Below are 23606 nucleotides of genomic sequence, written 5' to 3' on the forward strand. Positions count from 1 at the left end.
TATGTCGCTATATGATCAATGGCGGCGACTATTGGTTGGAAAGACGACGATTTTGTCGTAAAGCAGACTTTTGCTGCTACATTGGTGACCGCGAAACCATGGCAACACCATTTCGACAAACATGCCAAGGTTGCCGTCCTGTTTAGGCATTTTGTTTGGTTCAACGAGGAATTCCGGGGAAGGCCCCGCGGATTTTGAGGAAGAAATACTCCTGGTCTGGGTAGCAGTAGACATGGCGCTTGATGACCTTAATCGTGTTGCTGATCCCCTCCGTGTTTAACGGCTGCCGGCAGCGGATGTACCTCCTGAGGGGCACTCTGATTCTGCGGGTTGCGCAGCAGCAGCCAGCGCGTGGACTTGAGCACCCGCCTGGTACTGTGATCGTGCCGCAGGCGATTGGCCTGGTCGACGCGAACCCGGCCAAGGGCCTCGCGCCCGTACTTGGCCACGACGTTGGAACAGGTCATAGGCGCTTCCGAAGCCCAGCTCGTACGCGGTCGTCATGTCGATGGGCGACTGCCGCGACGCGCTTGGCCGCGTCCGGTTAGGAGTTGCTCGAGGAACGTTGATGCCGTCTCGCGCGAGTGGCCCTTTCCGATCCGGAGCACGTCCGATCGGATCGATGACCACTGTGGTGTAGCGATGTCGCTTGCGCAGGGTGAATCGTCCGTAGCCAGATAAGGGATTGGTCGACCACAGGCTCGCGCAGGCGTGCCTTGTCGATGGATTTGACGGTACGCCAGCCCAGTTCGTAGAAGGCGCCCACGGCCTGCACCGTGCAGCTGCGTAAGCAAATGGCCGCAGCTTGTGCCAGCCGGGCTGTGGGACGCGTTGATCGCGCCCGAGCTATTCCAGCCGTTCAAGCCGGGGGCCGCCGCACTGGCCGCACCACACCCCACGCCGCGGGAAGTGCGGCACAACGCGGTACTCGAACAGCGGCAGATCCCTGACTCGGCGAACTAACGTCTGTGAGTCTGATGACACCGCGCCGCGCACTCCTCGCAATGCATGACCTTGCTGACAGCATCGGATAGAGCGACAGCGTGCGGCTCTCGCCCTCGGGCCAAGCCACACGTTGCGGCCTGCAACCTGAAAAGCAACTCAATGCTGTGGTAGTGTGAAGCCGGCCGCGAGTTGTTGGCAACGAAGGGATCCGTCTCTGACGTGGGCATTCATATTGTGTCCAGATTGAATTCGGTTCGCCCGCGTTGTGGGCGGGCCGCGGCCGCAAGGATGTGCGTTGTGGCTACATGTATTCCGGCGATTCCTCATAGGTTCTAGTGATCCCGGCCTCTTGCGGTCGGGTCCGATCTTGCCCTGCGTCACGAATGGGAGGTGATTGAGCAGGCCGGCCACTTGAAAGCCAATTCCAGCACAAAGGAAGCATACGGAAGTACCTACGAGGGATTGCGCGTTAATGAGAACCTTCTATACTCGGCGCTCGACAGCCCTAAAAGGTTGCGCTTTACCGTGCGCCATCAGATTGATGATCTATCAGAGAATCCCTACGCGCAATTCGGGTCTGACTGACGGACAGATTATTATGGTGCGGCAGATAATTTGGAATGAGAGGTTCTGTGTATAGCGGGTCATTAAATTCACCGGGCTTGCACCGTTGTGCGTTCTCGTTGGGGGTACCAAGTCGCAGGCCTAAGAGCGGTGTGCTGGCGGGTGCTTATCGTGATCACCCCTTTGGTAAGGGACTGAGCGTGAGTGACGCAAAAGAAGTCCCGAGGTGTCGCAGAGTATTTCCGCGACGATATGTTCGGGCAAGCCTTGAAGGATGGGTAAGGGGTTGCCGCCAAAGCCAGTAACCGTCCAAAAGGCCGACATGAAACGAAAGAACCTCCTAGTCACTATTGGCTGCACTTTTTTAGTGCTGGGCATTGTGACCTACGTGCGCACCGCTAGAAGTTCGCATCGGATATTTGAACCTGAGGAGGCCAGCGGCGTCGAATTCCTGCAGACAGACTTGGTTCAAGTGGCGCGCCAGGACCTGCAGTTGTCGCTACCACTGTCGGGCAGCCTGCGCGCGCTGAACCAGGCCTCGGTCAAGGCCAAGGTCTCCGGTGAGGTGAAGCAGGTGCTGGTGCGCGAGGGCGAACCGGTGCGCGCCGGCCAGGTCATCGTGCGCATCGACCCGGCCGAATACGAGGCCCGGGCCGCGCAGGCGCGCGGGCAGATGCTGGCCGCGCGCGGCCAGTTCGAGAATTCGCGCCAGACCTGGGAACGCAACCGCGAACTGGTCGGCAAGGGCTTTATCTCGCAGACCGCCTTCGACAAGTACCAGTCCGACCTGGCGGTGACGCGCGCCAACCTCGACGCTGCCCAAGGCGGGCTGGCGGTGGCGCAGAAGGCGCTGGCCGACACCGTGGTCAAGGCGCCGCTCGACGGTATGGTGGCCGCGCGCGCGGTGCAGCCTGGCGAGAAGGTGTCGCCGGATACGCGCCTGGTCGATGTGGTCGACCTGCGCGTGCTGGAGCTGGAAGCGCCGATCCCGATGGCCGAGGTGGCGCGCGCCGCGGTGGGCCAGCCGGTGGCGCTGGAAGTGGAAGGCGCCGGCGGCTTTGCCGGCAAGCTGGTGCGCATCAACCCGGCGGTCAGCGAGGGCACGCGCAGCATCATGGTCTATGTGCGCGTCGACAATGCCGACCAGAAACTGCGCGCCGGCATGTTCGCGCGCGGCGCGCTGGTGCTGGGCCAGCGCGCCGCGGTGGTGGCGGTGCCGGTGTCGGCGGTGCGCACCGAGGGCGAGCGCGCCTTCGTCTATGCCATCGAGCGCGACACGCTGGCGGAACGCCCGGTGCAACTCGGCCTGCGCGACGAAGCCGGCGGCATGGTCGAAATCGTCGCCGGCCTCGACGCCGGCGCCGAGATCGTGCGCAACAACCTGGGCACGCTGCGCAGCGGCAGCCAGGTCAGGCTCGTCAAGACCTGACAGCATAGAGGACGCGCCCCATGTGGTTCACCCGCCTGTCGATCCGCAACCCGGTGCTGGCCACCATGATGATGATGGCCTTCATCGTGGTGGGGCTATTCTCGTACCAGCGGCTGCCGGTTGACCAGTTCCCGGACATCACCTTCCCGGTGGTGGTGGTGCAGACCGAATACCCAGGCGCCGCGCCGGAGTCGGTCGAGTCCGACGTCACGCGCAAGGTCGAGGAGATCGTCAATACCATCTCCGGCATCGACGAGATCTTTTCGCACTCCTACCAGGGCACTTCGGTCGTCGTGATCAAGTTCGACCTGAGCGTCGATGTCGGCCAGGCCGCGCAGGACGTGCGCGACAAGATCGCGCTGATCCGCCCGCAGTTCCGCGACGAGGTCAAGGAACCGCGCGTGCTGCGCTATGACCCGTCCGACGCGCCGATCTTCTACCTGTCGGTGTCCAACGCGCCGGGCGCCGGCCGCGGCCAGCGCGAGCTGACCACCATCGCCGACCAGATCGTGCGCAAGCGGCTGGAAACCGTACGCGGCGTGGGCGCGATTAATCTCGTCGGCGGCACCAGGCGCGAGGTCGAGATCCGCATCCGTCCGGCGCAGCTGGAAGCGCTGGGCATCGGCGTCGACCAGGTGATGAACGCGATCCGCAACGAGAACCAGGAATTGCCCGCGGGCGAACTGCGTTCCGCGGCGACCGAGACCGTGGTGCAGATCAAGGGCCGCGTGCCCACGCCGGATGCGTTCCGGCAGATCATCGTCGCGCGCCGCGCCGGCCAGCCGGTGACGCTGGGCGAGATCGCCGACGTGCGCGACGGCCAGGAAGAACAGGAAAGCCTGGCATTGCTCGACGGCAAGCGCGCGCTGTTCCTGTCGGTGGTGAAGGCGCAGGGCCAGAACACGGTCGATACCGTCGACGGCCTGGTGCGCATGACCGACGAGGTGCGCAAGCTGGTGCCCGCCGGCGTGCAGCTGAATGTGGTCAACGACACCGCGCGCGGCATCCGCAGCAGCGTGAAGGAAGTGCGCTCGACCTTGCTGGAAGGCGCCTTCCTGACCGTGGCGATCGTGTTCCTGTTTCTCGGCTCGTGGCGCAGCACGGTGATTACCGGGCTGACGCTGCCGATCGCGCTGATCGGCACCTTCGGCGTGATGTACCTGTGCGGCTTCACCCTCAACGTGATCACGCTGATGGCGCTGTCGCTGTGCGTGGGCCTGCTGATCGACGATGCCATCGTGGTGCGCGAGAACATCGTGCGCCACAACCTGATGGGCAAGGACCACCGCAGCGCGGCGCTGGACGGCACCAACGAGATCGGGCTGGCGGTGCTGGCCACCACCTTCTCGATCGTCGCGGTGTTCCTGCCGGTGGGCTTCATGGGCGGCATCATCGGGCGCTTCTTCCACCAGTTCGGCATCACCGTGGTGGCGGCGGTGCTAATCTCGATGTTCGTCTCGTTCACGCTGGACCCGATGCTGTCCTCGGTCTGGCATGACCCCGACCTGCACGGTACCGGCAACAAGGCCAGCTGGTACGGACGCACGGTGGGACGGCTGCTGGACTGGTTCTCGGCCAGGATGGACCGGCTCGGCGACGGCTACGCCGGCATGCTGGGCTGGGCGCTGAAGCATCGCCTGGCGACCGCCGTCATCGCCGCCACGACCTTCTTCGGCAGCTTTGCGCTGGTGCCGCTGATCGGCACCGAGTTCGTGCCCAATGCCGACCTGGGCGAGACCCAGGTCGGCTTCACCACGCCGGTCGGCACCCCGCTCGACGTCACCGAAGCCAAGGTGCGGCAGGTCGAAGCCGCGCTGAAGGCCTTCCCCGAAGTGGCCTACACCTACGCCACCATCAACTCGGGCAACGCCTCGGGCCGCAACAACGCGCTGGTGTCGGTGCGCCTGACCGAGCGGCGCGCGCGCACCCTGACCACCGCGCAGCTCAACCCGCTGATCCGCCAGCGCCTGGCCGGCATTGCCGGCATCACGCTGACCATGGTCGGCATGCCCGACGGCGCCGGCGGGCAAAAGGCGATCCAGGTATCGATCCAGGGCGACGACCTCGACGAACTGCGACGCCTGTCGCGCGAAGCCAGCGCGCGCATGGCGGCGATTCCCGGCCTGACCGACCTGGATTCGAGCATGAAGGACGACCGCCCCACCATCGAAGTCCGCATCCGGCGCGAGCTGGCCTCGGACCTGGGCGTGGGCGTGGCGCAGATCGGCAATGCGCTGCGCCCGCTGCTGGCCGGCGATGCCATCAGCTCCTGGCGCGCGCCCGACGACGAGAATTACGACGTGCGCGTGCGCCTGCCGAAGGACGCGCGCACCGGCATGGCCGACCTCAGCGCGCTGATGATCGCCAGCAGCCACGCCAATGCCGATGACTCGCCGAAGATGGTGCCGCTGCGCCAGATCGCCGAGCTGGTGCCCACCACCGGCGCCAACCAGATCAGCCGGCGCGACCTGAACCGCGAGGTCGAGCTGACCGCCAACGTGGCCGGGCGCTCGGCTGGCGAAGTCGCGCGCGACGTCAAGGCCGCGCTGGATGGGGTCAACTGGCCGGCCGGCTACAAGTACCGCTTCGGCGGCTCGACCAAGTCGATGAACGAGTCGTTCGGCTACGCCGTGTCGGCGCTGGCGCTGGCGGTGATCTTCATCTACATGATCCTGGCCTCGCAGTTCGCCAGCTTCTTCCAGCCGATCGCCATCATGACCTCGCTGCCGCTGACGCTGGCCGGCGTGTTCGCGGCGCTGCTGCTGTTCGGCTCGACCCTGAACATGTTCTCGATCATCGGTTTCATCATGCTGATGGGGCTGGTGACCAAGAATGCGATCCTGCTGGTGGACTTCGCCAACCAGGCGCGCCACGGGGTCGACGGCCGCGAGCCGCTGTCGCGCGAGGCCGCGCTGGTCGAAGCCGCGCGCGTGCGGCTGCGCCCGATCCTGATGACGACGCTGGCGATGATCTTCGGCATGGTGCCGCTGGCCTTCAGCCTGGGCGAAGGCGCCGAGCAGCGCGCGCCGATGGGACAGACCGTGATCGGCGGCATCATCACCTCGTCGATCCTGACGCTGGTGGTGGTGCCGGTGATCTATACGTACCTCGACGATTTCGGCGCGTGCTTGCGTCCATTTTGGCGAGACAGAACGCCGTCTTCAGTTGCCCATCAGGCTGGCGGTGATTTGCTCTCCACGAAAGGCGACCCCAAAAAAGCGAACGAGCCTGCAAGATGAACTTTACGCGAGATAGCCATCCTCTTGTGGAGCGTAGTTGTCGTGGACTAACTCCGATTACGAGTCATCTTGGCAGAGGCCATCATCCACGAAAGGTAATGTGCAAAGAATGGCGCCCAACTTGGTGCCGGTGCCTTGGCAAACAGCGAGTTATAGGAAGCGATGAAATTCGCCATGAACGCATAGCAGGCCGCTGAAATACCTCCAGCGGACGTCAGCGCGACGACTGGCTGAAGCGTTGCTTTGAGGATCCCATCCAATCCCACATTCATGCGCGGCGCAGATACCTTCACGGAAAGCTTGTTCACTATGCGGAGGCTGGAGGATTTCGTGCCGCAGTCCCATCCGCTGCGCTCGATCCGGACTATGGCCAACCAGGCGCTGGTGAAGATGGACCGGCTGTTCGCGCAGATGTACGAGGCCGATATCAAGGGTGGCCGCCCCAGTATCGCGCCGGAGAAGTTGCTGCGGGCCATGCTGCTGCAGGTGCTCTACAGCATTCGCTCTGAGCGCCAGCTCATGGAGCAGACGCAATACAACCTGCTGTTTCGCTGGTTCATCGGGCTGTCGATGGACGACTCAGTTTGGGTGCCCACGGTCTTCACCAAGAACCGCGAGCGACTGATCAAGCATGATGCGGTGATCCAGTTTTTCAACGAGGTGCTGGCCATCGCGCAGAAGAAGAACTGGCTGTCGGGTGAGCACTTCAGCGTGGACGGCACGCTGATACAGGCGTGGGCAGGCCACAAGAGCTTCGTGCGCAAGGATGGCGACGACCAAGACGATGACGCCGGCGGCAACTTCAAAGGTCGCAAGCGCAGCAACGAGACACACGAATCCAAGACCGATCCCGATGCCAAGCTCTACCGCAAGGGCAAGACATCCAGTGAGCTGCGCTACATGGGTCATACCCTGAGCGACAACCGCCATGGCCTGGTGGTTAGCGCCATGGTGACCAAGGCGGACGGACACGCCGAGCGGGAGGCCGCAAAGGTCATGCTTAACGATGCCAGGCAGGTGATTGAAGACCTGAATGTGGAAGTCACCGTGGGCGCGGACAAGGGCTATGACGCGCACGAGTTCATTGAGGCCTGCCTGGAAATGAAGGTGACGCCCCACGTGGCGCAGAACACATCGGGTCGTCGCTCGGCCGTTGCTGATGCCATTGCTTCCAGCGCCGGTTATGCCGTCTCGCAACAAAAGCGCAAGCTGATCGAACAGGGCTTCGGGTGGGTCAAGACCGTGGGGCGCATGCGTCAGGTGATGGTGCGCGGTCTGAAGAAAGTCGATCAGATGTTTGTGCTGAGCATGGCCGCCTACCACCTCGTGCGCATGCGCTCGCTGGGACAAATCCGTCCGCAGTTGCAGTAATCGCGCTAATGAGGCCGGAATGGGCGCCAAAACGCGGAAAAAGCCGAGGCAGTGACGTCCGGCTTCCGGATTGTGAAAAACAGCGCTCCCCGCCTTGCGGGGAAAAACTCATCGCTAGCGCGATGAGTACTTCAGCAGCCTGCTAACGCAATCCGCCATCGAGCCAATGGTACGGCCCGCCATGGCGAGCCGCCAGTGAACGAACGATCAGGATGCCACGTTTGAAGCCAACGATCCGTCCATGGCCTTTCACGCGCGCACGCATCTCGACACGATGCTGGCACTGCGCACGGATTGCATAGCTGTCAATGTGCGGCAAATGATGTCTCGCCTGCTGCCGCAAGGCAATTGCTCGATTGAGGCGGTGGCCAGGCAACTGGGAGTTGATCGTCGTACGGTGCATCGTAAGCGGTCGACTAACAACGCCTCTTGCGGCCGGATACGAGGTCGGCTAAACAGCGGATGTCTTGAGATTCCAAGGCAGCAAGGCCTCGTAGTCGTCAGCGGTCTTCGCGAGCGGCAGCGCCTTGAACAAGGCGACGAGATAGCGGTACGTATCGACGCCATTGGCCTTGCAGGTCTCAATGATCGAGTACAGATTCGCGCTTGCGTTCGCGCCAGCCACGGTGTCACAGAAGAGCCAGTTCCGGCGCCCTACGGTGAACGGCCTGATCGAATTCTCAATCACATTGTTCGATATCGGCCAGGCGCCGTTCTCGACGTAACGGACGAGCTTGGGCCACTGGTTATGGAAGTAGTGTAGTGCCTCGCCGAACTTGCTTCGCGGCAACACGGTGTGCAGGTGCTGCAACAGCATGGCTTCGATTTCGTCTAGCACAGGCCGACTCTGCTCGGCACGGATCTGCTGGCGCTGCTCTGGTTTCATCTCGCGAGTCCGAGCCTCGACAGCAAAGAGCTTGGCGATGAGCGCGATGAACTGCGTGATTGGATGTTCGCCACCGCGCTGCTCCTTGGGCAGAGCCTCCTCGGCCTCAATCATGTAACGACGGGCATGAGCCCAGCATCCAAGATGGATCCGTCGATTCGCGTGCGCGACCTTGTCGTATGAGTCGTACCCGTCGGTCATCAACACCGTTCCTGGCTTGATGCCGGCATAGAGCTCCGCAGCATGTTTCGTTGACCGCGTTGGGCTGTAAGCAAACAGCCGTACCGGCGGGCCTGATCCATTCATCTGCGCCCAGAGGTAACTTTTGGTCTGGGCAAGCTTGCCGGGCTTCTTGAGCACCTGGACGGTAGTTTCGTCGCCGTGCACAAGGTCATCGTCCAGCAGATGGTCGCGCATCAGGTTGATGATGGGCTGCACGGCCTCGCCGACACGTACTACGCTGGCGGCCAATGTACTGCGCGAGAGGTCGCCGCCGAAGCGGTGCAGCAAGGCGGCCTGGCGGTACAGTGGCAGCGCGTCTTGGTACTTGGAGGTGATGCACCAGGCTAGCGCGGATTCAGTCAGCAAGCCCTTGGGGATGATGCGTGCGGGGGCGGGCGTCACCTTGATACTGCCGTCGCAGCACGGGCACGCGTACTTGACACGCTGGTGCTGGATCACTCGGACCTGCTGGGGGATGATGTCGAGTTGCTCGCTGATCTCCACGCCAATCTCAACCAGAGCTTGTCCATCATGCTGGCACACCCGCTCTGACTCCGGCAGTTCGTGGCGCATTGGCACGCGGGGAAGCGCCGGGTCCAACGGCTTGCGGCCGCGCTTCTTGCGCTTGTGACCGGCCACCTCAATCTCTGGCGTACCTTCTTCTTCCTGTGCCGGAAGTGTCGCCGCCGTTGGCGCCAGCGTCTCGGCTTCATTGAGGAACAGGTCCTTCTGCTGCGATCCCCGAACCTCGCTCGTGGCGCCGAACAGCTTGCGCTGGAAGGCCTTGAGCCTCTCGAGCAGCAGGTCACGCTCGACCGTCACCACGCGCAGTTTGCCTTTGAGCGCATCGCGCTCCTTGGCGGCATTGCGCAAGAGCTGGAGTTCCGCGGCGGTAATCGTGACAGGCGTTGACGACATGGCGGATTTGACCGTCGATGTCATGCAGCGTTCACACGGCCCGTTGGTAATGTCGCGGCGGGTGCCGCTGGACGGCACTGATGTCGATGCCGTCCAGCAGCCAGTGAAGTTGCTCGACCGAGAGCGTCGCCACTGCCGCCCCACGCGGCCAAGCAAAACGGTCTGCCTCAAGTCGTTTCAAAAAGAGCCAATATCCGTTCCGGTCCCAGCCAAGCAGCTTGATCCTATCGGCTCGTCGATTGCGAAACACGTAGACCGCTTGTGCGAACGGATCGAGCCCCAGCGACTGCTCGACCAGCGCCGACAGACCATTGATACTCTTGCGGAAATCCACAGCTTCCCGGTGCAGGTAGACCTTCAGCCCTTCGTCGAAGCGGAACATCAGCTCGCCCCCAACGCTTCGATCATCGCCTTTACGAGTTCACCGTCACGCTCACCGCATGCGAGCTCAATCGCTACGCCGTTTGGCAACTTCGCACTCAGCAGCGCGACTGATCGCGACGGCTGAGGTTGCGGTTCAACTGCCACGGCCGTCGTGCGACGCGGCGCAGTGACCACAGCTTCGACTTCAGGGGATCGGATTCCCTGAACAACCGGCACGAACGCCGCCAGCGAACCGTGTTCCACTGCCCTCGATTCCCGATGCAGCCGAATCCATTTGCGCAGTTGATTGGCATTGACTTGAGCCTTGAGCGCCATGCCTGCCACCGATGCGCCAGGCCGAAGACACAGCTCAATCAAACGCCGCTTGGCCACCGGCTCGTAATCGCGTTTCCCATTGCGCCGGACACGCACTACTCGCAGTGGAAAGCAGTCAACGATCAATATCGTCAGTGATCATGGTTTGCGTCCGCAAAGTGTTTGCGGACGCAAGCCTGCCAAGACTCACCCTACAAAACTAGGACGCCGTTTCTCGGTCGCTTACGTCATCCCCTTATACGGAAGTAGGACCGTCTCCGCGGCGAGGCTTGGAGCTTGAAGTCCCGGGAATTTCGAGGTAAGGGGGTTGTTAACTTCGCCAGACTCGCGTTTACTCTCGGATTTTCGCGCAGCAATGAGCAACGAGTCGGGGGCATGGGTGGACGAGGAATTCGAGAGTCTGGATCTTGGTGATCCGGGGCGGGATCGGCGCGCCAAGGAGCTGCTCAAGCGGTTTGCGGCTCTGCCGACGGCGAGCATCCCCGGCGCATGCGATGACTGGTCGCAAACCATCGCGGCATATCGGTTTCTCGGCAATGAGCAGATCGATTGGCGGGACGTAATGCAGCCGCATTGGGAGCGCACTGCAGCGAGGGCCGCGCAGTTTCCGGTGGTGCTGTGCATCGCTGATACAACCGAATTGAACTTTAATGGCCAGGAGATCGACGGGCTGGGTCCGTTGACCTATGAAGCCCAGCGGGGCATGTTTTTGCATCCGACCTACGCGGTGACGCCTGACCGCGAGCCGCTGGGGGTGATCGATGCCTGGATGTGGGCTCGGGAGCCCAAGGACGCCGATGGCAACCGGGGCGGGATCAAGGAAAGCGTACGCTGGATTGAAGGATATGAACGGGTTGCGGAGCAAGCCGCGCTATTGCCGCAGACACGGCTGGTGTATGTGACAGACCGCGAGGGTGATATTGCCGAGTTGATGGCGCGCGCCCAGGAACTTGGCCAACCGGCCGACTGGTTGATCCGCAGCCAACACAACCGCAACCTGGCCGAGGGCGGCAAGTTGTGGGATAGCGTCGACGCCAGCCCGGTACTCGGGGAAATCACCTTTATCTTGCCAGGGCGAGCAGGCCAGAAGGCGCGCGAGGTCAAACAGGAACTACGCGCCCAGCGTATGAAGCTGCCGGGTCTGGTCGGAGCGGAGTTCACCTGTGTGGCGGCAAGGGAGATCGAAGCGCCCGCAGGCGTCAAGCCAGTGGTTTGGCGATTGGTGACGAACCGAGAAGCGCAGGACGCTGATGCGGTCAACGAACTTGTTGAATGGTATCGGGCAAGGTGGGAGATCGAGATGTTCTTCCATGTCCTGAAGACCGGCTGCAAGGTCGAGGCGCTACAGCTATCGCACATGGATCGTGTGGAGCGGGCCTTGGCGTTGTATATGGTGGTGGCATGGCGCATTGCCCGCCTGATGCGGTTGGGCAGAACCTGTCCGGATCTGGATGCGTCGCTGTTCTTCGATGCCGACGAGATTCGGGGGGCATACGTGCTCTCCAAGAAAGCTCGCCCGAAGACACCGGTCACACTCAATCAGATGATTCGGTTGGTTGCTTCCCTGGGCGGGTTCCTTGGGCGGAAGAACGATGGCGAGCCCGGCGCCAAGACGATCTGGATCGGCATGCAGCGAACCATGGACGCCGCGCTCACTATTCAAACACTGAGGGAAGAGTCATGACTTCCGTATAAGGAAATGCGCTTACGTTCAAGAAGCTGCCTGGCACGCGCCGGGAGTGGTTCGAGCGGTTGGACCGGCCAGTGTTGCGACCGCTGCCGCCGCGGCGCTACGAAGTTGCAACGTTCAAACAATGCCGCGTCAACGTCGACTACCACGTCGAGATCGACGGTCACTACTACAGCGTGCCGCATGCCCTGGTGCGAAAGGCGGTCGAGGCTCGCGTAACCCGCCACACCATCGAGATCCTGTACGGTGGCAAACGGGTGGCGCTGCACGCGCGCAATACCCGCAAGGGCAGCCACAGCACGGTCAAGGAACACATGCCGGTGGCCCACCGCGCGCACCTCGAATGGACGCCCGGCCGGCTGCTCAACTGGGCAGCCTCGATTGGGCCCAACGTCGCCGTCATCGTCGAATACCAGCTCACCCACAAGAGCCATCCCGAGATGGGCTATCGCGCCTGCCTGGGTCTGCTGAGTCTGGCCAAGAAGTACAGCAAGGAGCGGCTCGAAGCCGCTTGCGCTCGCGCCGTCGCCATTGGCTCGCTCACGCGTAAGTCTGTGGTCTCCATCCTTGAAAACCATCTGGACCGGCAAGCCACTCTGCCGGTATCGCAAACCGAGTGGCATTCCCCCATGCACGACAACGTGCGCGGACCCGACTACTACCATTAGGAAAACTATGCTGATGCAACACACCGTCGGCCAGCTCAAGGCCCTCAAGCTCGACGGGATGGCGCGGGCCTTCGAGGAACAGTCTGCCCTGACCGCCAGTTCCAGCCTGCCGTTCGAAGAACGCTTCTCCATGCTGGTCGACCGGGAGATTGCTTGGCGCGACACCAGGCGCCTGGAGCGGCTGCTGCGCTCGGCCAAGCTCAAGCACACCCAGGCATGCCTCGAGGATGTGGTCTATGACGGCAGTCGCGGCCTTGATCAGCGGCTGGTCGCTACCCTGGCCAGTTGCGACTGGATCCGCAACGCTCAGAGCCTCATCCTGACCGGGGCGACCGGTGCCGGCAAGTCCTGGTTGGCCTGTGCGTTTGCTCAGCAGGCCTGTCGACAGGGATTCTCTGCTCTCTATCTGCGGGTGCCTCGACTGTTCGAGGAACTGCAGATCGCCCACGGCGACGGGAGCTTTACGCGCCGCCTGGCGCAACTCGCACGCATCGATGTTCTGGTGCTGGACGACTGGGGCCTACAGGAGCCTTCTGAAAGCGCTCGCGGCGATCTGCTGGAAGTTCTGGACGACCGCGTCGGTACCCGCTCGACCATCGTGACAAGCCAGCTCCCGATCGAGCATTGGCACCAGTGGTTGAATGATCGTAAGCGTGGCCCCAGCACCGTCTGTTCATGAAGAGCCATAGGCGGCAATCTGGTTCCCACCAGAATTTGGTGGGAACCAGAAGAAATGGAAATCAAGGCGCGGGGTCGCCGGCGAGGCTCCAAGAACTACTCGAAGGAATTCCGCACGCAGGTCGTGGCGGAAACGCTGGACCCGGCAAGCTCACTGGCAGAAGTTGCGCGCTCGCATGGCCTGAACGCGAATCTCGTGTCGAAGTGGCGGCGGGATTATGAGCGAGCTGCGACGTCAGCATCCGAGCCTTCGGAATTATTCCTGCCCGTTCAGATAGCATCGCCGCCGAGGCCGGAGCCGATTGGATCGACCGGGCTCGTCATCGAATGTCGTGGCATGCGTGTGAGTTTCGAAGGCAAGCCCGAGCCTGATGTCCTGCAGCTCGTGCTGGCGAGCTTGCTGGGAGTGGGTTCGTGATGCCGGGCCTTCCCGCTGGAACGCGGGTGTGGCTGGCTGCTGGTGTGACCGATATGCGCTCTGGCTTCAACAGCCTGGCCGCGAAGGTGCAGACCGTGCTAGAGCGGGACCCGTTCAGCGGCCACGTGTTTGTGTTCCGTGGCCGACGAGGCGATCTGGTCAAGGTGCTTTGGTGGAGCGGTGATGGCATGTGTCTGCTGATGAAACGGCTTGAACGCGGCCGCTTCGTCTGGCCTCGTGCGGATGGAGGTGTCGTCAGCCTGAGCCAGGCGCAGCTCTCAATGCTGCTGGAAGGCATCGACTGGCGACTAGATAGCGTCAAGCAGGACGGCCGGTCCAGCGACAATCATTTTGGCCGGTTGGCCGGGATGATTGTCGGTGAGTGTTAGGTCATGGTTGTCGCTCCGTTATCGATGTCGCGGTGATTGTCGTTGTCGCTGGATGATTGTCGTCGGCGAGCAGACTGCTTGTCGCTTGCGGTGCGCCGACGGTAGCTTTCGACGTTCATTTCAAAGATCGTCGAATGGTGGACGAGTCGGTCAATCGCGGCGATGGTCATGCCGGGGTCAGGGAACACGTTGTCCCAGCCTGAGAACGGCTGGTTGGCCGTGATCAGCAGACTGCGCCGCTCATAGCGCTCGGCGATCAGTTCGAATAGGACACTGGTTTCGGCCTGGTCCTTGCGGGCGTACGACAGGTCGTCCAGGATGATCAGGTCAAAGCGGTCGAGCTTGGCCAGGGCTGCAGGTAACTGCAGGCTCTGCCTGGCTGCCTGCAGCTTCTGGACGATCTCGCTGGTACGCGTGAACAGTACCCTGTACCCAGCGTCGATCAGGGCATGCCCGATGGCCGATCCGAGGTGGCTCTTCCCACCGCCCGGCGGGCCGAAGATCAACACATTGGCACCTTTCTCCAGCCAGGAATCACCGCTCGCCAGTGCCATCACGTGCGCCTTGGAGACCATGGGCACAGCACTGAAGTCGAAGGCAGCCAGCGTCTTGGTTGGATCCAGGCGGGATTCGGTTCGGTGTCGTTCGATACGCCGCTTGGCCCGTTCGGCCAGTTCGTGTTCGAGCAAGGCGCCAAGCAGCCGGGTTGCCTGCCAGCTTTCCTTGTCGGCGCGCTGTGCGAACTCTGGCCAGAGCCGGCCAATGGTGGGCAGGCGCAGTTCGTTGAGCATCAACGTCAGGCGGGCGGCATCAATTGGGAGCGGCGCGTTCATGCTGCGACCCCCTGGCCCAGCAGGGCGTCGTAGCAACTGGTCGCCGGCATCTGGACATGGATGACGGGGTGATCGGCTTGCCGCGGCGAGAACTCCTCGCGCAGCGCTTCCAGATCCGGCAGATCACCATCGCCCAACATGGCTTCCAGGCGCACGGCCAGCACGGCTTCGATACCGTCCATGGCCGCCAGCTCAAGCAGGCCAACCATCGTCTTGCACGCGTCGCGTTGCGACAGCCGGGCATCAAGCTGCTCCCAGGTTCGCCGATAGGCCTCCCGAGGGAACAGATCGTCCCGGAACGCCAGGCCCTTGAAGGCCTGCGGCTTACGTTTGAGCCCCTCAATGAAGTGCCGATAGTCGATAGCGCGGCGGGTGCTGTGCGCGGCGTGGGAGCCCCGAGGAGTGCTGAACACCATGGCTCCGGACAGGTAGCAGTCCAGTCGGTCGCCGTACACACGCACCTTCAGACGGTGACCAATCAGGCGGGACGGCGCGCTGTAGAGGATGCCGCGCACGGTGAATGTGCTGCAACGGGTGACACGCGCTTCCTCTTCGGCAAAGTCCGTCGTGCGCCGGGGAGGCAGGTCCGTCAACTGCTCGCGCTCGAGACGGAACGCCGCTGCATGACGCCGGTTACGACGCATCACGACCTCGCGCAGGAGCGCCTCATAGGCGGCTCGATCCTCGAAGTCCCGGTGGCCGCGCAGCATCAGTGCCTGGTCGACAGCCTCCTTCAGATAGCGGTGGGATGATTCCACACTGCCGTTCTCGTGGCCCAGGCCGCGGTTGTTACGGGTGCCGGTCATCCCATAGTGGTCCAGCAGGGCTTCGTAGCGCGTTGTGAAGTCCTCCTGCTCCTTCAGGTTCTTGAACGCCGCCGAGAGGCTGTCGGTGCGATGTTCTCGCGGGCAGCCGCCGGCCTGCCAGAGCGCGTTCTGCAAGCCCGAGGACAGCGCCTCGAAGCTCTCTCCGCCTTCAACCACTTGGGCGTACTCCCAGCGCGAGAACGCGAACACGAAGTGATACAGGCGGTGAGGGAATGGAACGCCGGAGATGGTGATGCCCAGCGCCTGCATATCGGTGAAGTCCGACAGTGCCCGGATCCCCGGCGCGTGTTCCTGTGGGAAGAAGACTTCTTTGGCCGGTCCAGACACAGCCCGCCACTTGCTGATGCGCCGTTCGAGCGTGCGGCGCATGCTGTCAGGGTATTGGTCGGGATGGTCGTCCTGGAGCTTGCGCAGAATGGTGATGGCTTGCAGGCGCGGCTCGCTAGCAAGCATCGGCACGACCTCGGTGTCCCAGACCTCGACGAATGGATCGGGCCGCGAGCGCCAGTAACGGCGGGGCTTCTGCGAAGGCAGTTGGCTATCACGTTCGATACGCCGGGCACTGCGCACACTGATGCCGGCCTTGGCAGCGGCAATCTCCTGGGTATGCTGTTTGCGTTTGGACATGTAGAGGCTAACCTGTTGGTCGGTAATACGGGTTCCAGACATGGACTGACCGCTTATTGATGCGATCAGCCATCGTAGAACCCGGCCAACTCGGCGCCGCCGGTGGCGGAAACTCTCCGGCGGCTACGCCGCCTCCGAGTTCCCGCCACCGGCCAAGATGTTTGTCGCTACGCCGGACAAAATGATTGTCGCCGCCCAGGCGACAGCCGGTGCGCACGGCGGAGCCGATCTCGGCGTTGTAAACCTGAGTGCCGGCGCGTAGACTGCTGGCATGACGACGGCGAACGCGTACCCGGACGACATCGAAGCGCTCAAAGCCCTCTTGCTGGAGCGCGATGCCCGCATCGGGCATCTGCAAGACGTGGTCGAATCGCAGAAGGCAGCGACGGCAACGGACAAGGCGGAGATCGAGCATCTCAAGTTGCTGATTGCAAAGCTGCGCCGCATGCAGTTCGGCCGTCGCTCGGAGAAGCTGGACCGCCAGATCGAACAGCTCGAACTTCGCCTAGAAGAACTCGAGGCCGACGAAGGTGCCGCACCCATCGAGATCCACAGGACGCCGCGTACGGCACCGGAACAGGTACAACGTAAGCCGTTGCCAGAACACCTGCCGCGCGAGTTCCAGACTCATTGGCCCGAATCACGTGATACCTGCACGGCATGCGGTGCGCCGATGAAGCAGCTTGGCGAGGATGTCTCCGAACAGCTCGAATATGTGCCAGCGAGCTTCCGGGTCATCCGGCATGTGCGACCCAAGCTGGCGTGTTCATGCTGCGATCACATCGCCCAGGCTGCTGCGCCGAGCCGCCCCATCGAGCGAGGCATGGCTGGCCCGGGACTGCTGGCCCACGTGCTGGTCGCGAAGTTCGCGGATCACCTGCCGCTCTACCGACAGTCGGTGATCTATGCGCGTGAAGGCGTCGAGCTGGATCGCTCGTTGCTGGCGAAGTGGGTTGGTCACAGTGCGGCGCTGCTGCAACCACTCGTCGACACACTGCGTCGACACGTCATGGCGGCGACGAAGCTCCATGCCGACGATACGCCAGTGCCGGTGCTCGCGCCAGGCAATGGCAAGACTAAAACTGGACGCTTGTGGGTGTATGTGCGTGACGACCGGACGTCGGGCGATGCTACTCCGCCGGCCGTCTGGTTTGCCTATACGCCGGACCGCAAGGGCATCCACCCGCAGCAGCATCTTGAATCGTTCAACGGGACGTTGCAGGCCGATGCCTACGGCGGCTACCAGGCGATCTACGAAACGGGACGGGTTGCCGAAGCAGCGTGCTGGGCCCATGCCCGGCGGCAGTTCTACGAATTGTATGCAGCTCGCCCCAATTCCTTGAATACCGAGGCCCTGGAACGCATCGGCGCGCTCTACAAGATCGAAGAGCAGATCCGGGGCAAACCACCCGATGTGCGCCAGGCGTATCGACAGGCGCAAGCGCGTCCACTACTCGATCAACTCCACGCGTGGCTGAGAGCCACGTTGGAGACGCTCTCGCGCAAATCTGACACGAGTCGAGCGATCCTGTACGCACTGAACCGGTGGGAGGCGCTCACGCGCTATTGCGACGACGGACGACTGGAGATCGACAACCTGCCGGTCGAACGTGCGCTGCGCGGGGTGGCCATCGGAAGACGTAATTACCTGTTCGCGGGTGCTGACTCAGGTGGGGAACGCGCCGCTGCAATTTACAGCCTGATCGGCACGGCAAAACTCAACGGCGTCGATCCCGAGGCTTACCTACGCTTCGTGCTCGCACGCATCGCGGATCACCCGATCAACCGCGTCGACGAACTCATGCCGTGGGTCGTCACTGAGCAACTGGTTACGCCAGCGTAACTGCTGCGGCCGTCAAGACGGTACTGGCTACTCGCTTACCTACTAGCTGCGGCGGAAGCAAATGTTCTGCAATGACGGCTGGCAGGCGCTTCATCACGGTGCCGCCCAGCGGCAGGCTTATGTCGAACTCTATAAGAAATGCACGTTCTAGTAGTGCCCAGCCTGTCGCGAATAATCGAATCCCTAACACGGTGCAATGCCAATAGAACTTGTTGCGACTCCGTTCGCTGTGTGACAAACCGCATAGAGGGTTGTGACGCCTCCTCGCAGATCGCCTCGGGGCATCGTTTATCTGCGATTCACATGTGTTGCTCCTACCAGCCAGCCTAGCGTCTGAGCCACATCGCTGCTCGGAGCCTCTACGCAACACCTCGCGATATTGCCCACTGTCGGACTACATTGTCAGAGCACCTTCGCACGCCGCCGTTGCCAGCAACACGCGCGCTCCCAGCCTACCGCCGGTCGCACGGCGGGTCCGCTACCGTGGAATCAAGACTCGTGGTTGGACAATGATGAAACGAATGCATTGCGCCCGATATACCGAGCCTCATGCTTCGCAAGCGCACCCAACCAGCTATTGTAAGTGGGGACTGTGTCCGGCTTTTCAGGGGGTCGCTCCATTCGTGGAGCCGCCTCAAGCATTCCCTTATTGACTGCAGGGCCAACGCCGGCCGCAGTCCCACAGCCAGAGGCTGGCACTGGCCGTCACCGATACGGCATACACGCTGACACTCCCGACGTGCCAACGTTTAGCGAAGCTGGACAGAAGGACTACGCTATAACCAAACTGATTTCCCTGGGCTGAGCCGAAGGGATCCTCGCCAAAGCTGATCGAAAGCTTCAGGCCGACCTGCAGAAGCGTGTGCAGAGCGCGGATTGGACGTAGCGAATCGGGGAAGCTTCCAATGCAGCTGGGGTCGCCTCCCGAACGGCGCGTACATAGCTTCAATGAGTTCTCTCAGAAGTTTGTTTTGACAGATTGCCTCCCCCAACTCCAATCGTGCCGCTGCTTATGGGCAATTGCCAATCACATAGTATCCGGCGGCTGTCTCAGCCAGAGTGTTGATATAGAAAAGATTATTTAATCCCATGCTTTGGTTCGAGCCATTCGCGTAAGCCCCCCCCCCGACATCGTGTGCCCGACCGGCTTGCACGTGCGCATAGTTTGTGCCGGTGGTCGCCGTACAAGAAAAACTCGTCTTTGTTGTTGCCGAGATAGCAGCAGATTGCTGGCTTTCCCCTGCTGTGCCGTCGATCGCCGTCACAGTGTAGCTGTACGTAGTACCCGCTATCAAGTCCAAATCGGTGTAGCTCGTCGACGTGCTCGAGCCCACCTTCGTGCCATTGCGGTAAAGGTTGTAGCTGTTGGCGTTTGTTACGGCATTCCACGACAGCGATATTGTGTTGAGGGTCGTCCCGGCGACCGCCAGCCCAGTCGGCGACGAACCCGCCTGTCCAGACCCGCTTCCAGCACGCAAATTGTTCTTAACCCAGAAGTCCATCACGAAGTCAGGGTAGTTGATATGCGTGGCATCGACATAGTTGGTGTTGTTGCCGCCAGTTCCAGCGGGCCATGCGTGTGCCATGCCCGCGACCGATATTTCGTGGGTGCGCACTTTGCCATTGCTATCGATATAAGGGGTGTTTGTGCCGCCCCCTGCTATCGATACCTTAGATCCCTGGGTGAAGCTGCCGCCGTAGAGCTGGCGGAAGGCCGAGGCTGCTATCGGGCCATATGCCGGCGCCACCGTGTAGTCCGAGGTTCCCCATACGGCGCCGGCAATCTGGCTGGTGAACTTACCCACGTTGGATCCGGCCCATTGCTTACATTTATTGCCTGCCGTCGTCGCGGTATAGCCACTAGGTACGAAGCCGATCTGGGCCGTCGTGGTTCCCGGCGTCGGACCGGCATTGATGCCAACGCCGGCAAAAATGTCCGGGGCGATGCAGCCCAGGACCATGCTCATGCCGCCTCCAGAGGATAGGCCCGCCACGTATACCTGATTGGGATCGATCGCATACTGGGCATTGGCAACAAAGCGGTTGACTAGATCCAGCAGTACGCCCACGTGTCCAGCGGTTCGGCTTGGCGACGCATTCGCATAGTCCCAGCAATGCTTGAAGTACACGTTGCCGCTTGCGTTAGGCGCAAGAATGACAGCACCGTATTGATCGCCAATCGATTTCCAGTTGAACCCGGTCCCACTGGCATTATTGATCACGTCGCCGGAGGCAGTCTGCAAGCATCCGTGTAGCACTAGAACTAGAGCTCGCTTGCCATTGGGCGTGGAAGGCTGGCTCGCCGGCCAATAGAAATAGCCGGTCAGGTTTCCACCATTGACGGCATCCGATGCCCACGTCTGCTCGCTACTCCACGCTCCGGGACCCGCCGTCGCTGCATGCAGCGAAAACGCTCCCAGCATCGTCGCAAGAGTGACTAACCCGGTCGCGAAGTATCGCCAACGCTTTCTCAGCATAGTGTCTCCCTTTTTTGATTTCTTCGAGTCACAGCAATGCCCTGACCCAAGGGGTCTGCAACAAGCCGGTTCGCACTTTAAGGACAACTGCTTAATTTATGACAGGCTTTCGCTCCGCCTTTAACATGATACATGATTCATGTTTCATACTAGGAAGGGCATCGAGGCAAAGTCAACCACTCGTTTACACTTAGTTCAATGGTTCGCAGCCCCGACAGACCATGGACACCAGCGCGTGAATCGCACCCACCATTGAATCAGACGATATCCATGGCGGAGTAAGCAGGCTAGGGGCATCCCCTTATACGGAAGTAGGACCGTCTCCGCGGCGAGGCTTGGAGCTTGAAGTCCCGGGAATTTCGAGGTAAGGGGGTTGTTAACTTCGCCAGACTCGCGTTTACTCTCGGATTTTCGCGCAGCAATGAGCAACGAGTCGGGGGCATGGGTGGACGAGGAATTCGAGAGTCTGGATCTTGGTGATCCGGGGCGGGATCGGCGCGCCAAGGAGCTGCTCAAGCGGTTTGCGGCTCTGCCGACGGCGAGCATCCCCGGCGCATGCGATGACTGGTCGCAAACCATCGCGGCATATCGGTTTCTCGGCAATGAGCAGATCGATTGGCGGGACGTAATGCAGCCGCATTGGGAGCGCACTGCAGCGAGGGCCGCGCAGTTTCCGGTGGTGCTGTGCATCGCTGATACAACCGAATTGAACTTTAATGGCCAGGAGATCGACGGGCTGGGTCCGTTGACCTATGAAGCCCAGCGGGGCATGTTTTTGCATCCGACCTACGCGGTGACGCCTGACCGCGAGCCGCTGGGGGTGATCGATGCCTGGATGTGGGCTCGGGAGCCCAAGGACGCCGATGGCAACCGGGGCGGGATCAAGGAAAGCGTACGCTGGATTGAAGGATATGAACGGGTTGCGGAGCAAGCCGCGCTATTGCCGCAGACACGGCTGGTGTATGTGACAGACCGCGAGGGTGATATTGCCGAGTTGATGGCGCGCGCCCAGGAACTTGGCCAACCGGCCGACTGGTTGATCCGCAGCCAACACAACCGCAACCTGGCCGAGGGCGGCAAGTTGTGGGATAGCGTCGACGCCAGCCCGGTACTCGGGGAAATCACCTTTATCTTGCCAGGGCGAGCAGGCCAGAAGGCGCGCGAGGTCAAACAGGAACTACGCGCCCAGCGTATGAAGCTGCCGGGTCTGGTCGGAGCGGAGTTCACCTGTGTGGCGGCAAGGGAGATCGAAGCGCCCGCAGGCGTCAAGCCAGTGGTTTGGCGATTGGTGACGAACCGAGAAGCGCAGGACGCTGATGCGGTCAACGAACTTGTTGAATGGTATCGGGCAAGGTGGGAGATCGAGATGTTCTTCCATGTCCTGAAGACCGGCTGCAAGGTCGAGGCGCTACAGCTATCGCACATGGATCGTGTGGAGCGGGCCTTGGCGTTGTATATGGTGGTGGCATGGCGCATTGCCCGCTTGATGCGGTTGGGCAGAACCTGTCCGGATCTGGATGCGTCGCTGTTCTTCGATGCCGACGAGATTCGGGGGGCATACGTGCTCTCCAAGAAAGCTCGCCCGAAGACACCGGTCACACTCAATCAGATGATTCGGTTGGTTGCTTCCCTGGGCGGGTTCCTTGGGCGGAAGAACGATGGCGAGCCCGGCGCCAAGACGATCTGGATCGGCATGCAGCGAACCATGGACGCCGCGCTCACTATTCAAACACTGAGGGAAGAGTCATGACTTCCGTATAAGGAAATGGGTTGTAGGCGGCCATGCTCAGCACAAACATCTGATCGACTTTCTTCAGACCGCGCACTATCACCTGACGCATGCGCCCCACGGTCTTGACCCACCCGAAGCCCTGTTCGATCAGCTTGCGCTTTTGTTGCGAGACGGCATAACCGGCGCTGGAAGCAATGGCATCAGGAACGGCCGAGCGACGACCCGATGTGTTCTGCGCCACGTGGGGCGTCACCTTCATTTCCAGGCAGGCCTCAATGAACTCGTGCGCGTCATAGCCCTTGTCCGCGCCCACGGTGACTTCCACATTCAGGTCTTCAATCACCTGCCTGGCATCGTTAAGCATGACCTTTGCGGCCTCCCGCTCGGCGTGTCCGTCCGCCTTGGTCACCATGGCGCTAACCACCAGGCCATGGCGGTTGTCGCTCAGGGTATGACCCATGTAGCGCAGCTCACTGGATGTCTTGCCCTTGCGGTAGAGCTTGGCATCGGGATCGGTCTTGGATTCGTGTGTCTCGTTGCTGCGCTTGCGACCTTTGAAGTTGCCGCCGGCGTCATCGTCTTGGTCGTCGCCATCCTTGCGCACGAAGCTCTTGTGGCCTGCCCACGCCTGTATCAGCGTGCCGTCCACGCTGAAGTGCTCACCCGACAGCCAGTTCTTCTTCTGCGCGATGGCCAGCACCTCGTTGAAAAACTGGATCACCGCATCATGCTTGATCAGTCGCTCGCGGTTCTTGGTGAAGACCGTGGGCACCCAAACTGAGTCGTCCATCGACAGCCCGATGAACCAGCGAAACAGCAGGTTGTATTGCGTCTGCTCCATGAGCTGGCGCTCAGAGCGAATGCTGTAGAGCACCTGCAGCAGCATGGCCCGCAGCAACTTCTCCGGCGCGATACTGGGGCGGCCACCCTTGATATCGGCCTCGTACATCTGCGCGAACAGCCGGTCCATCTTCACCAGCGCCTGGTTGGCCATAGTCCGGATCGAGCGCAGCGGATGGGACTGCGGCACGAAATCCTCCAGCCTCCGCATAGTGAACAAGCTTTCCGTGAAGGTATCTGCGCCGCGCATGAATGTGGGATTGGATGGGATCCTCAAAGCAACGCTTCAGCCAGTCGTCGCGCTGACGTCC

At 61.7% G+C, this 23606-nt stretch carries 16 protein-coding genes and 4 pseudogenes; 10 read left to right on the forward strand and 10 right to left on the reverse strand.

Going from position 1 to position 23606, the window contains the following annotated elements:
• Positions 1–160: 160 nt before the first annotated feature.
• A pseudogene (locus tag RALTA_RS28000) lies at positions 161–1144 on the reverse strand (transposase).
• Positions 1145–1831: 687 nt separating this feature from the next.
• On the opposite strand from RALTA_RS28000, the gene RALTA_RS28005 reads away from it, so the two are divergent.
• Positions 1832–2938, forward strand: a complete 1107-nt coding sequence (locus RALTA_RS28005; protein WP_012354701.1) for an efflux RND transporter periplasmic adaptor subunit — start codon at positions 1832–1834, stop codon at positions 2936–2938.
• A 20-nt stretch (positions 2939–2958) separates the two neighbouring features.
• Entirely contained in the window at positions 2959–6177 is a 3219-nt protein-coding gene (locus RALTA_RS28010) for an efflux RND transporter permease subunit (RefSeq protein WP_012354702.1), read from the forward strand.
• Positions 6178–6224: 47 nt separating this feature from the next.
• Here RALTA_RS28010 and RALTA_RS30605 read toward each other — a convergent pair whose 3' ends face one another.
• Positions 6225–6485, reverse strand: a complete 261-nt coding sequence (locus RALTA_RS30605; RefSeq protein WP_162098836.1) for a hypothetical protein — start codon at positions 6483–6485, stop codon at positions 6225–6227.
• Here RALTA_RS30605 and RALTA_RS28015 point away from each other — a divergent pair.
• Complete coding sequence (locus RALTA_RS28015; RefSeq protein WP_012354616.1) at positions 6448–7548, forward strand: IS5 family transposase; 1101 nt, start codon at positions 6448–6450, stop codon at positions 7546–7548. The genes RALTA_RS30605 and RALTA_RS28015 overlap by 38 nt on opposite strands.
• A 451-nt stretch (positions 7549–7999) precedes the next feature.
• Here the strand turns inward: RALTA_RS28015 and tnpC (RALTA_RS28020) are convergent, their stop codons facing one another.
• Genes tnpC (RALTA_RS28020) through tnpA (RALTA_RS29750) form a run of 3 tightly spaced genes read right to left on the reverse strand, consistent with a single transcriptional unit; the run spans position 8000 to position 10369 of the window.
• On the reverse strand, positions 8000–9574 hold the full coding sequence (gene tnpC, locus RALTA_RS28020; RefSeq protein ID WP_167330478.1) for an IS66 family transposase: 1575 nt from the start codon (positions 9572–9574) through the stop codon (positions 8000–8002).
• A gap of 31 nt (positions 9575–9605) precedes the next feature.
• A complete protein-coding gene (gene tnpB / locus RALTA_RS28025; protein WP_012354445.1) occupies positions 9606–9956 on the reverse strand; it encodes an IS66 family insertion sequence element accessory protein TnpB in 351 nt (116 codons plus the stop codon).
• Complete coding sequence (gene tnpA / locus RALTA_RS29750; protein ID WP_373429609.1) at positions 9956–10369, reverse strand: IS66-like element accessory protein TnpA; 414 nt, start codon at positions 10367–10369, stop codon at positions 9956–9958. Before tnpA (RALTA_RS29750) ends, tnpB (RALTA_RS28025) begins: the two co-directional genes overlap by 1 nt.
• Before the next feature lie 259 nt (positions 10370–10628).
• On the opposite strand from tnpA (RALTA_RS29750), the gene RALTA_RS28030 reads away from it, so the two are divergent.
• The 5 genes and pseudogenes from RALTA_RS28030 (at position 10629) to tnpB (RALTA_RS28045) (ending at position 14116) form a co-directional block, all read left to right on the forward strand.
• Complete coding sequence (locus RALTA_RS28030) at positions 10629–11957, forward strand: IS4 family transposase (RefSeq protein ID WP_012354713.1); 1329 nt, start codon at positions 10629–10631, stop codon at positions 11955–11957.
• 14 nt (positions 11958–11971) lie between these two features.
• Positions 11972–12631, forward strand: a pseudogene (gene istA / locus RALTA_RS28035) (IS21-like element ISRme9 family transposase); the annotation flags it as partial.
• Positions 12632–12638: 7 nt separating this feature from the next.
• Positions 12639–13277, forward strand: a pseudogene (gene istB / locus RALTA_RS28040) (IS21-like element ISRme9 family helper ATPase IstB); the annotation flags it as partial.
• An 87-nt stretch (positions 13278–13364) separates the two neighbouring features.
• Positions 13365–13727 (forward strand): IS66-like element accessory protein TnpA, encoded by a 363-nt coding sequence (gene tnpA / locus RALTA_RS29755; RefSeq protein WP_012354501.1) that lies wholly within the window; start codon positions 13365–13367, stop codon positions 13725–13727.
• A complete protein-coding gene (gene tnpB / locus RALTA_RS28045; protein ID WP_012354709.1) occupies positions 13727–14116 on the forward strand; it encodes an IS66 family insertion sequence element accessory protein TnpB in 390 nt (129 codons plus the stop codon). Before tnpA (RALTA_RS29755) ends, tnpB (RALTA_RS28045) begins: the two co-directional genes overlap by 1 nt.
• On the opposite strand, the gene istB (RALTA_RS28050) is transcribed toward tnpB (RALTA_RS28045), so the two are convergent.
• Positions 14113–14949, reverse strand: a complete 837-nt coding sequence (gene istB, locus RALTA_RS28050; RefSeq protein ID WP_012354406.1) for an IS21-like element helper ATPase IstB — start codon at positions 14947–14949, stop codon at positions 14113–14115. The two genes, tnpB (RALTA_RS28045) and istB (RALTA_RS28050), sit on opposite strands and share 4 nt — an antisense overlap.
• The gene (gene istA, locus RALTA_RS28055) at positions 14946–16445 is read right to left on the reverse strand and encodes an IS21 family transposase (RefSeq protein ID WP_012354405.1); all 1500 of its coding nucleotides are present in this window, start codon (positions 16443–16445) and stop codon (positions 14946–14948) included. Before istA (RALTA_RS28055) ends, istB (RALTA_RS28050) begins: the two co-directional genes overlap by 4 nt.
• A 229-nt stretch (positions 16446–16674) precedes the next feature.
• Between istA (RALTA_RS28055) and tnpC (RALTA_RS28060) the strand changes: the two genes are divergently transcribed.
• A complete protein-coding gene (tnpC, locus tag RALTA_RS28060; RefSeq protein ID WP_012354710.1) occupies positions 16675–18246 on the forward strand; it encodes an IS66 family transposase in 1572 nt (523 codons plus the stop codon).
• Between the two features lie 40 nt (positions 18247–18286).
• On the opposite strand, the pseudogene RALTA_RS29765 reads toward tnpC (RALTA_RS28060), so the two are convergent.
• Together RALTA_RS29765 and RALTA_RS29775 are read right to left on the reverse strand one after the other, a co-directional pair.
• Positions 18287–18524 (reverse strand): annotated as a pseudogene (locus RALTA_RS29765) (IS110 family transposase); the annotation flags it as partial.
• Between the two features lie 732 nt (positions 18525–19256).
• The gene (locus RALTA_RS29775) at positions 19257–20669 is read right to left on the reverse strand and encodes an extracellular catalytic domain type 1 short-chain-length polyhydroxyalkanoate depolymerase (protein WP_306414580.1); all 1413 of its coding nucleotides are present in this window, start codon (positions 20667–20669) and stop codon (positions 19257–19259) included.
• A 475-nt stretch (positions 20670–21144) separates the two neighbouring features.
• On the opposite strand from RALTA_RS29775, the gene RALTA_RS28065 reads away from it, so the two are divergent.
• Positions 21145–22473 (forward strand): IS4 family transposase, encoded by a 1329-nt coding sequence (locus RALTA_RS28065; protein ID WP_012354713.1) that lies wholly within the window; start codon positions 21145–21147, stop codon positions 22471–22473.
• Here the strand turns inward: RALTA_RS28065 and RALTA_RS28070 are convergent.
• A complete protein-coding gene (locus RALTA_RS28070) occupies positions 22445–23545 on the reverse strand; it encodes an IS5 family transposase (RefSeq protein WP_012354714.1) in 1101 nt (366 codons plus the stop codon). The two genes, RALTA_RS28065 and RALTA_RS28070, sit on opposite strands and share 29 nt — an antisense overlap.
• Between the last annotated feature and the right edge of the window lie 61 nt (positions 23546–23606).

It is taken from the genome of Cupriavidus taiwanensis LMG 19424 (assembly GCF_000069785.1).
Classification (GTDB): domain Bacteria; phylum Pseudomonadota; class Gammaproteobacteria; order Burkholderiales; family Burkholderiaceae; genus Cupriavidus; species Cupriavidus taiwanensis.

Excerpts from the sequence above, each read along its gene's own strand:
- RALTA_RS28065 (WP_012354713.1), top strand. The coding sequence starts at position 21,145 with ATGAGCAACGAGTCGGGGGCATGGGTGGACGAGGAATTCGAGAGTCTG.
- RALTA_RS28070 (WP_012354714.1), bottom strand. The coding sequence starts at position 23,545 with ATGCGCGGCGCAGATACCTTCACGGAAAGCTTGTTCACTATGCGGAGG.
- tnpC (WP_167330478.1), bottom strand. The coding sequence starts at position 9,574 with ATGTCGTCAACGCCTGTCACGATTACCGCCGCGGAACTCCAGCTCTTG.
- RALTA_RS29775 (WP_306414580.1), bottom strand. The coding sequence starts at position 20,669 with ATGCTGGGAGCGTTTTCGCTGCATGCAGCGACGGCGGGTCCCGGAGCG.
- tnpB (WP_012354445.1), bottom strand. The coding sequence starts at position 9,956 with ATGTTCCGCTTCGACGAAGGGCTGAAGGTCTACCTGCACCGGGAAGCT.
- RALTA_RS28015 (WP_012354616.1), top strand. The coding sequence starts at position 6,448 with ATGCGCGGCGCAGATACCTTCACGGAAAGCTTGTTCACTATGCGGAGG.
- RALTA_RS28005 (WP_012354701.1), top strand. The coding sequence starts at position 1,832 with ATGAAACGAAAGAACCTCCTAGTCACTATTGGCTGCACTTTTTTAGTG.
- istA (WP_012354405.1), bottom strand. The coding sequence starts at position 16,445 with ATGTCTGGAACCCGTATTACCGACCAACAGGTTAGCCTCTACATGTCC.
- tnpB (WP_012354709.1), top strand. The coding sequence starts at position 13,727 with ATGCCGGGCCTTCCCGCTGGAACGCGGGTGTGGCTGGCTGCTGGTGTG.
- RALTA_RS28030 (WP_012354713.1), top strand. The coding sequence starts at position 10,629 with ATGAGCAACGAGTCGGGGGCATGGGTGGACGAGGAATTCGAGAGTCTG.
- RALTA_RS28010 (WP_012354702.1), top strand. The coding sequence starts at position 2,959 with ATGTGGTTCACCCGCCTGTCGATCCGCAACCCGGTGCTGGCCACCATG.
- tnpA (WP_012354501.1), top strand. The coding sequence starts at position 13,365 with ATGGAAATCAAGGCGCGGGGTCGCCGGCGAGGCTCCAAGAACTACTCG.
- istB (WP_012354406.1), bottom strand. The coding sequence starts at position 14,949 with ATGAACGCGCCGCTCCCAATTGATGCCGCCCGCCTGACGTTGATGCTC.
- tnpC (WP_012354710.1), top strand. The coding sequence starts at position 16,675 with ATGACGACGGCGAACGCGTACCCGGACGACATCGAAGCGCTCAAAGCC.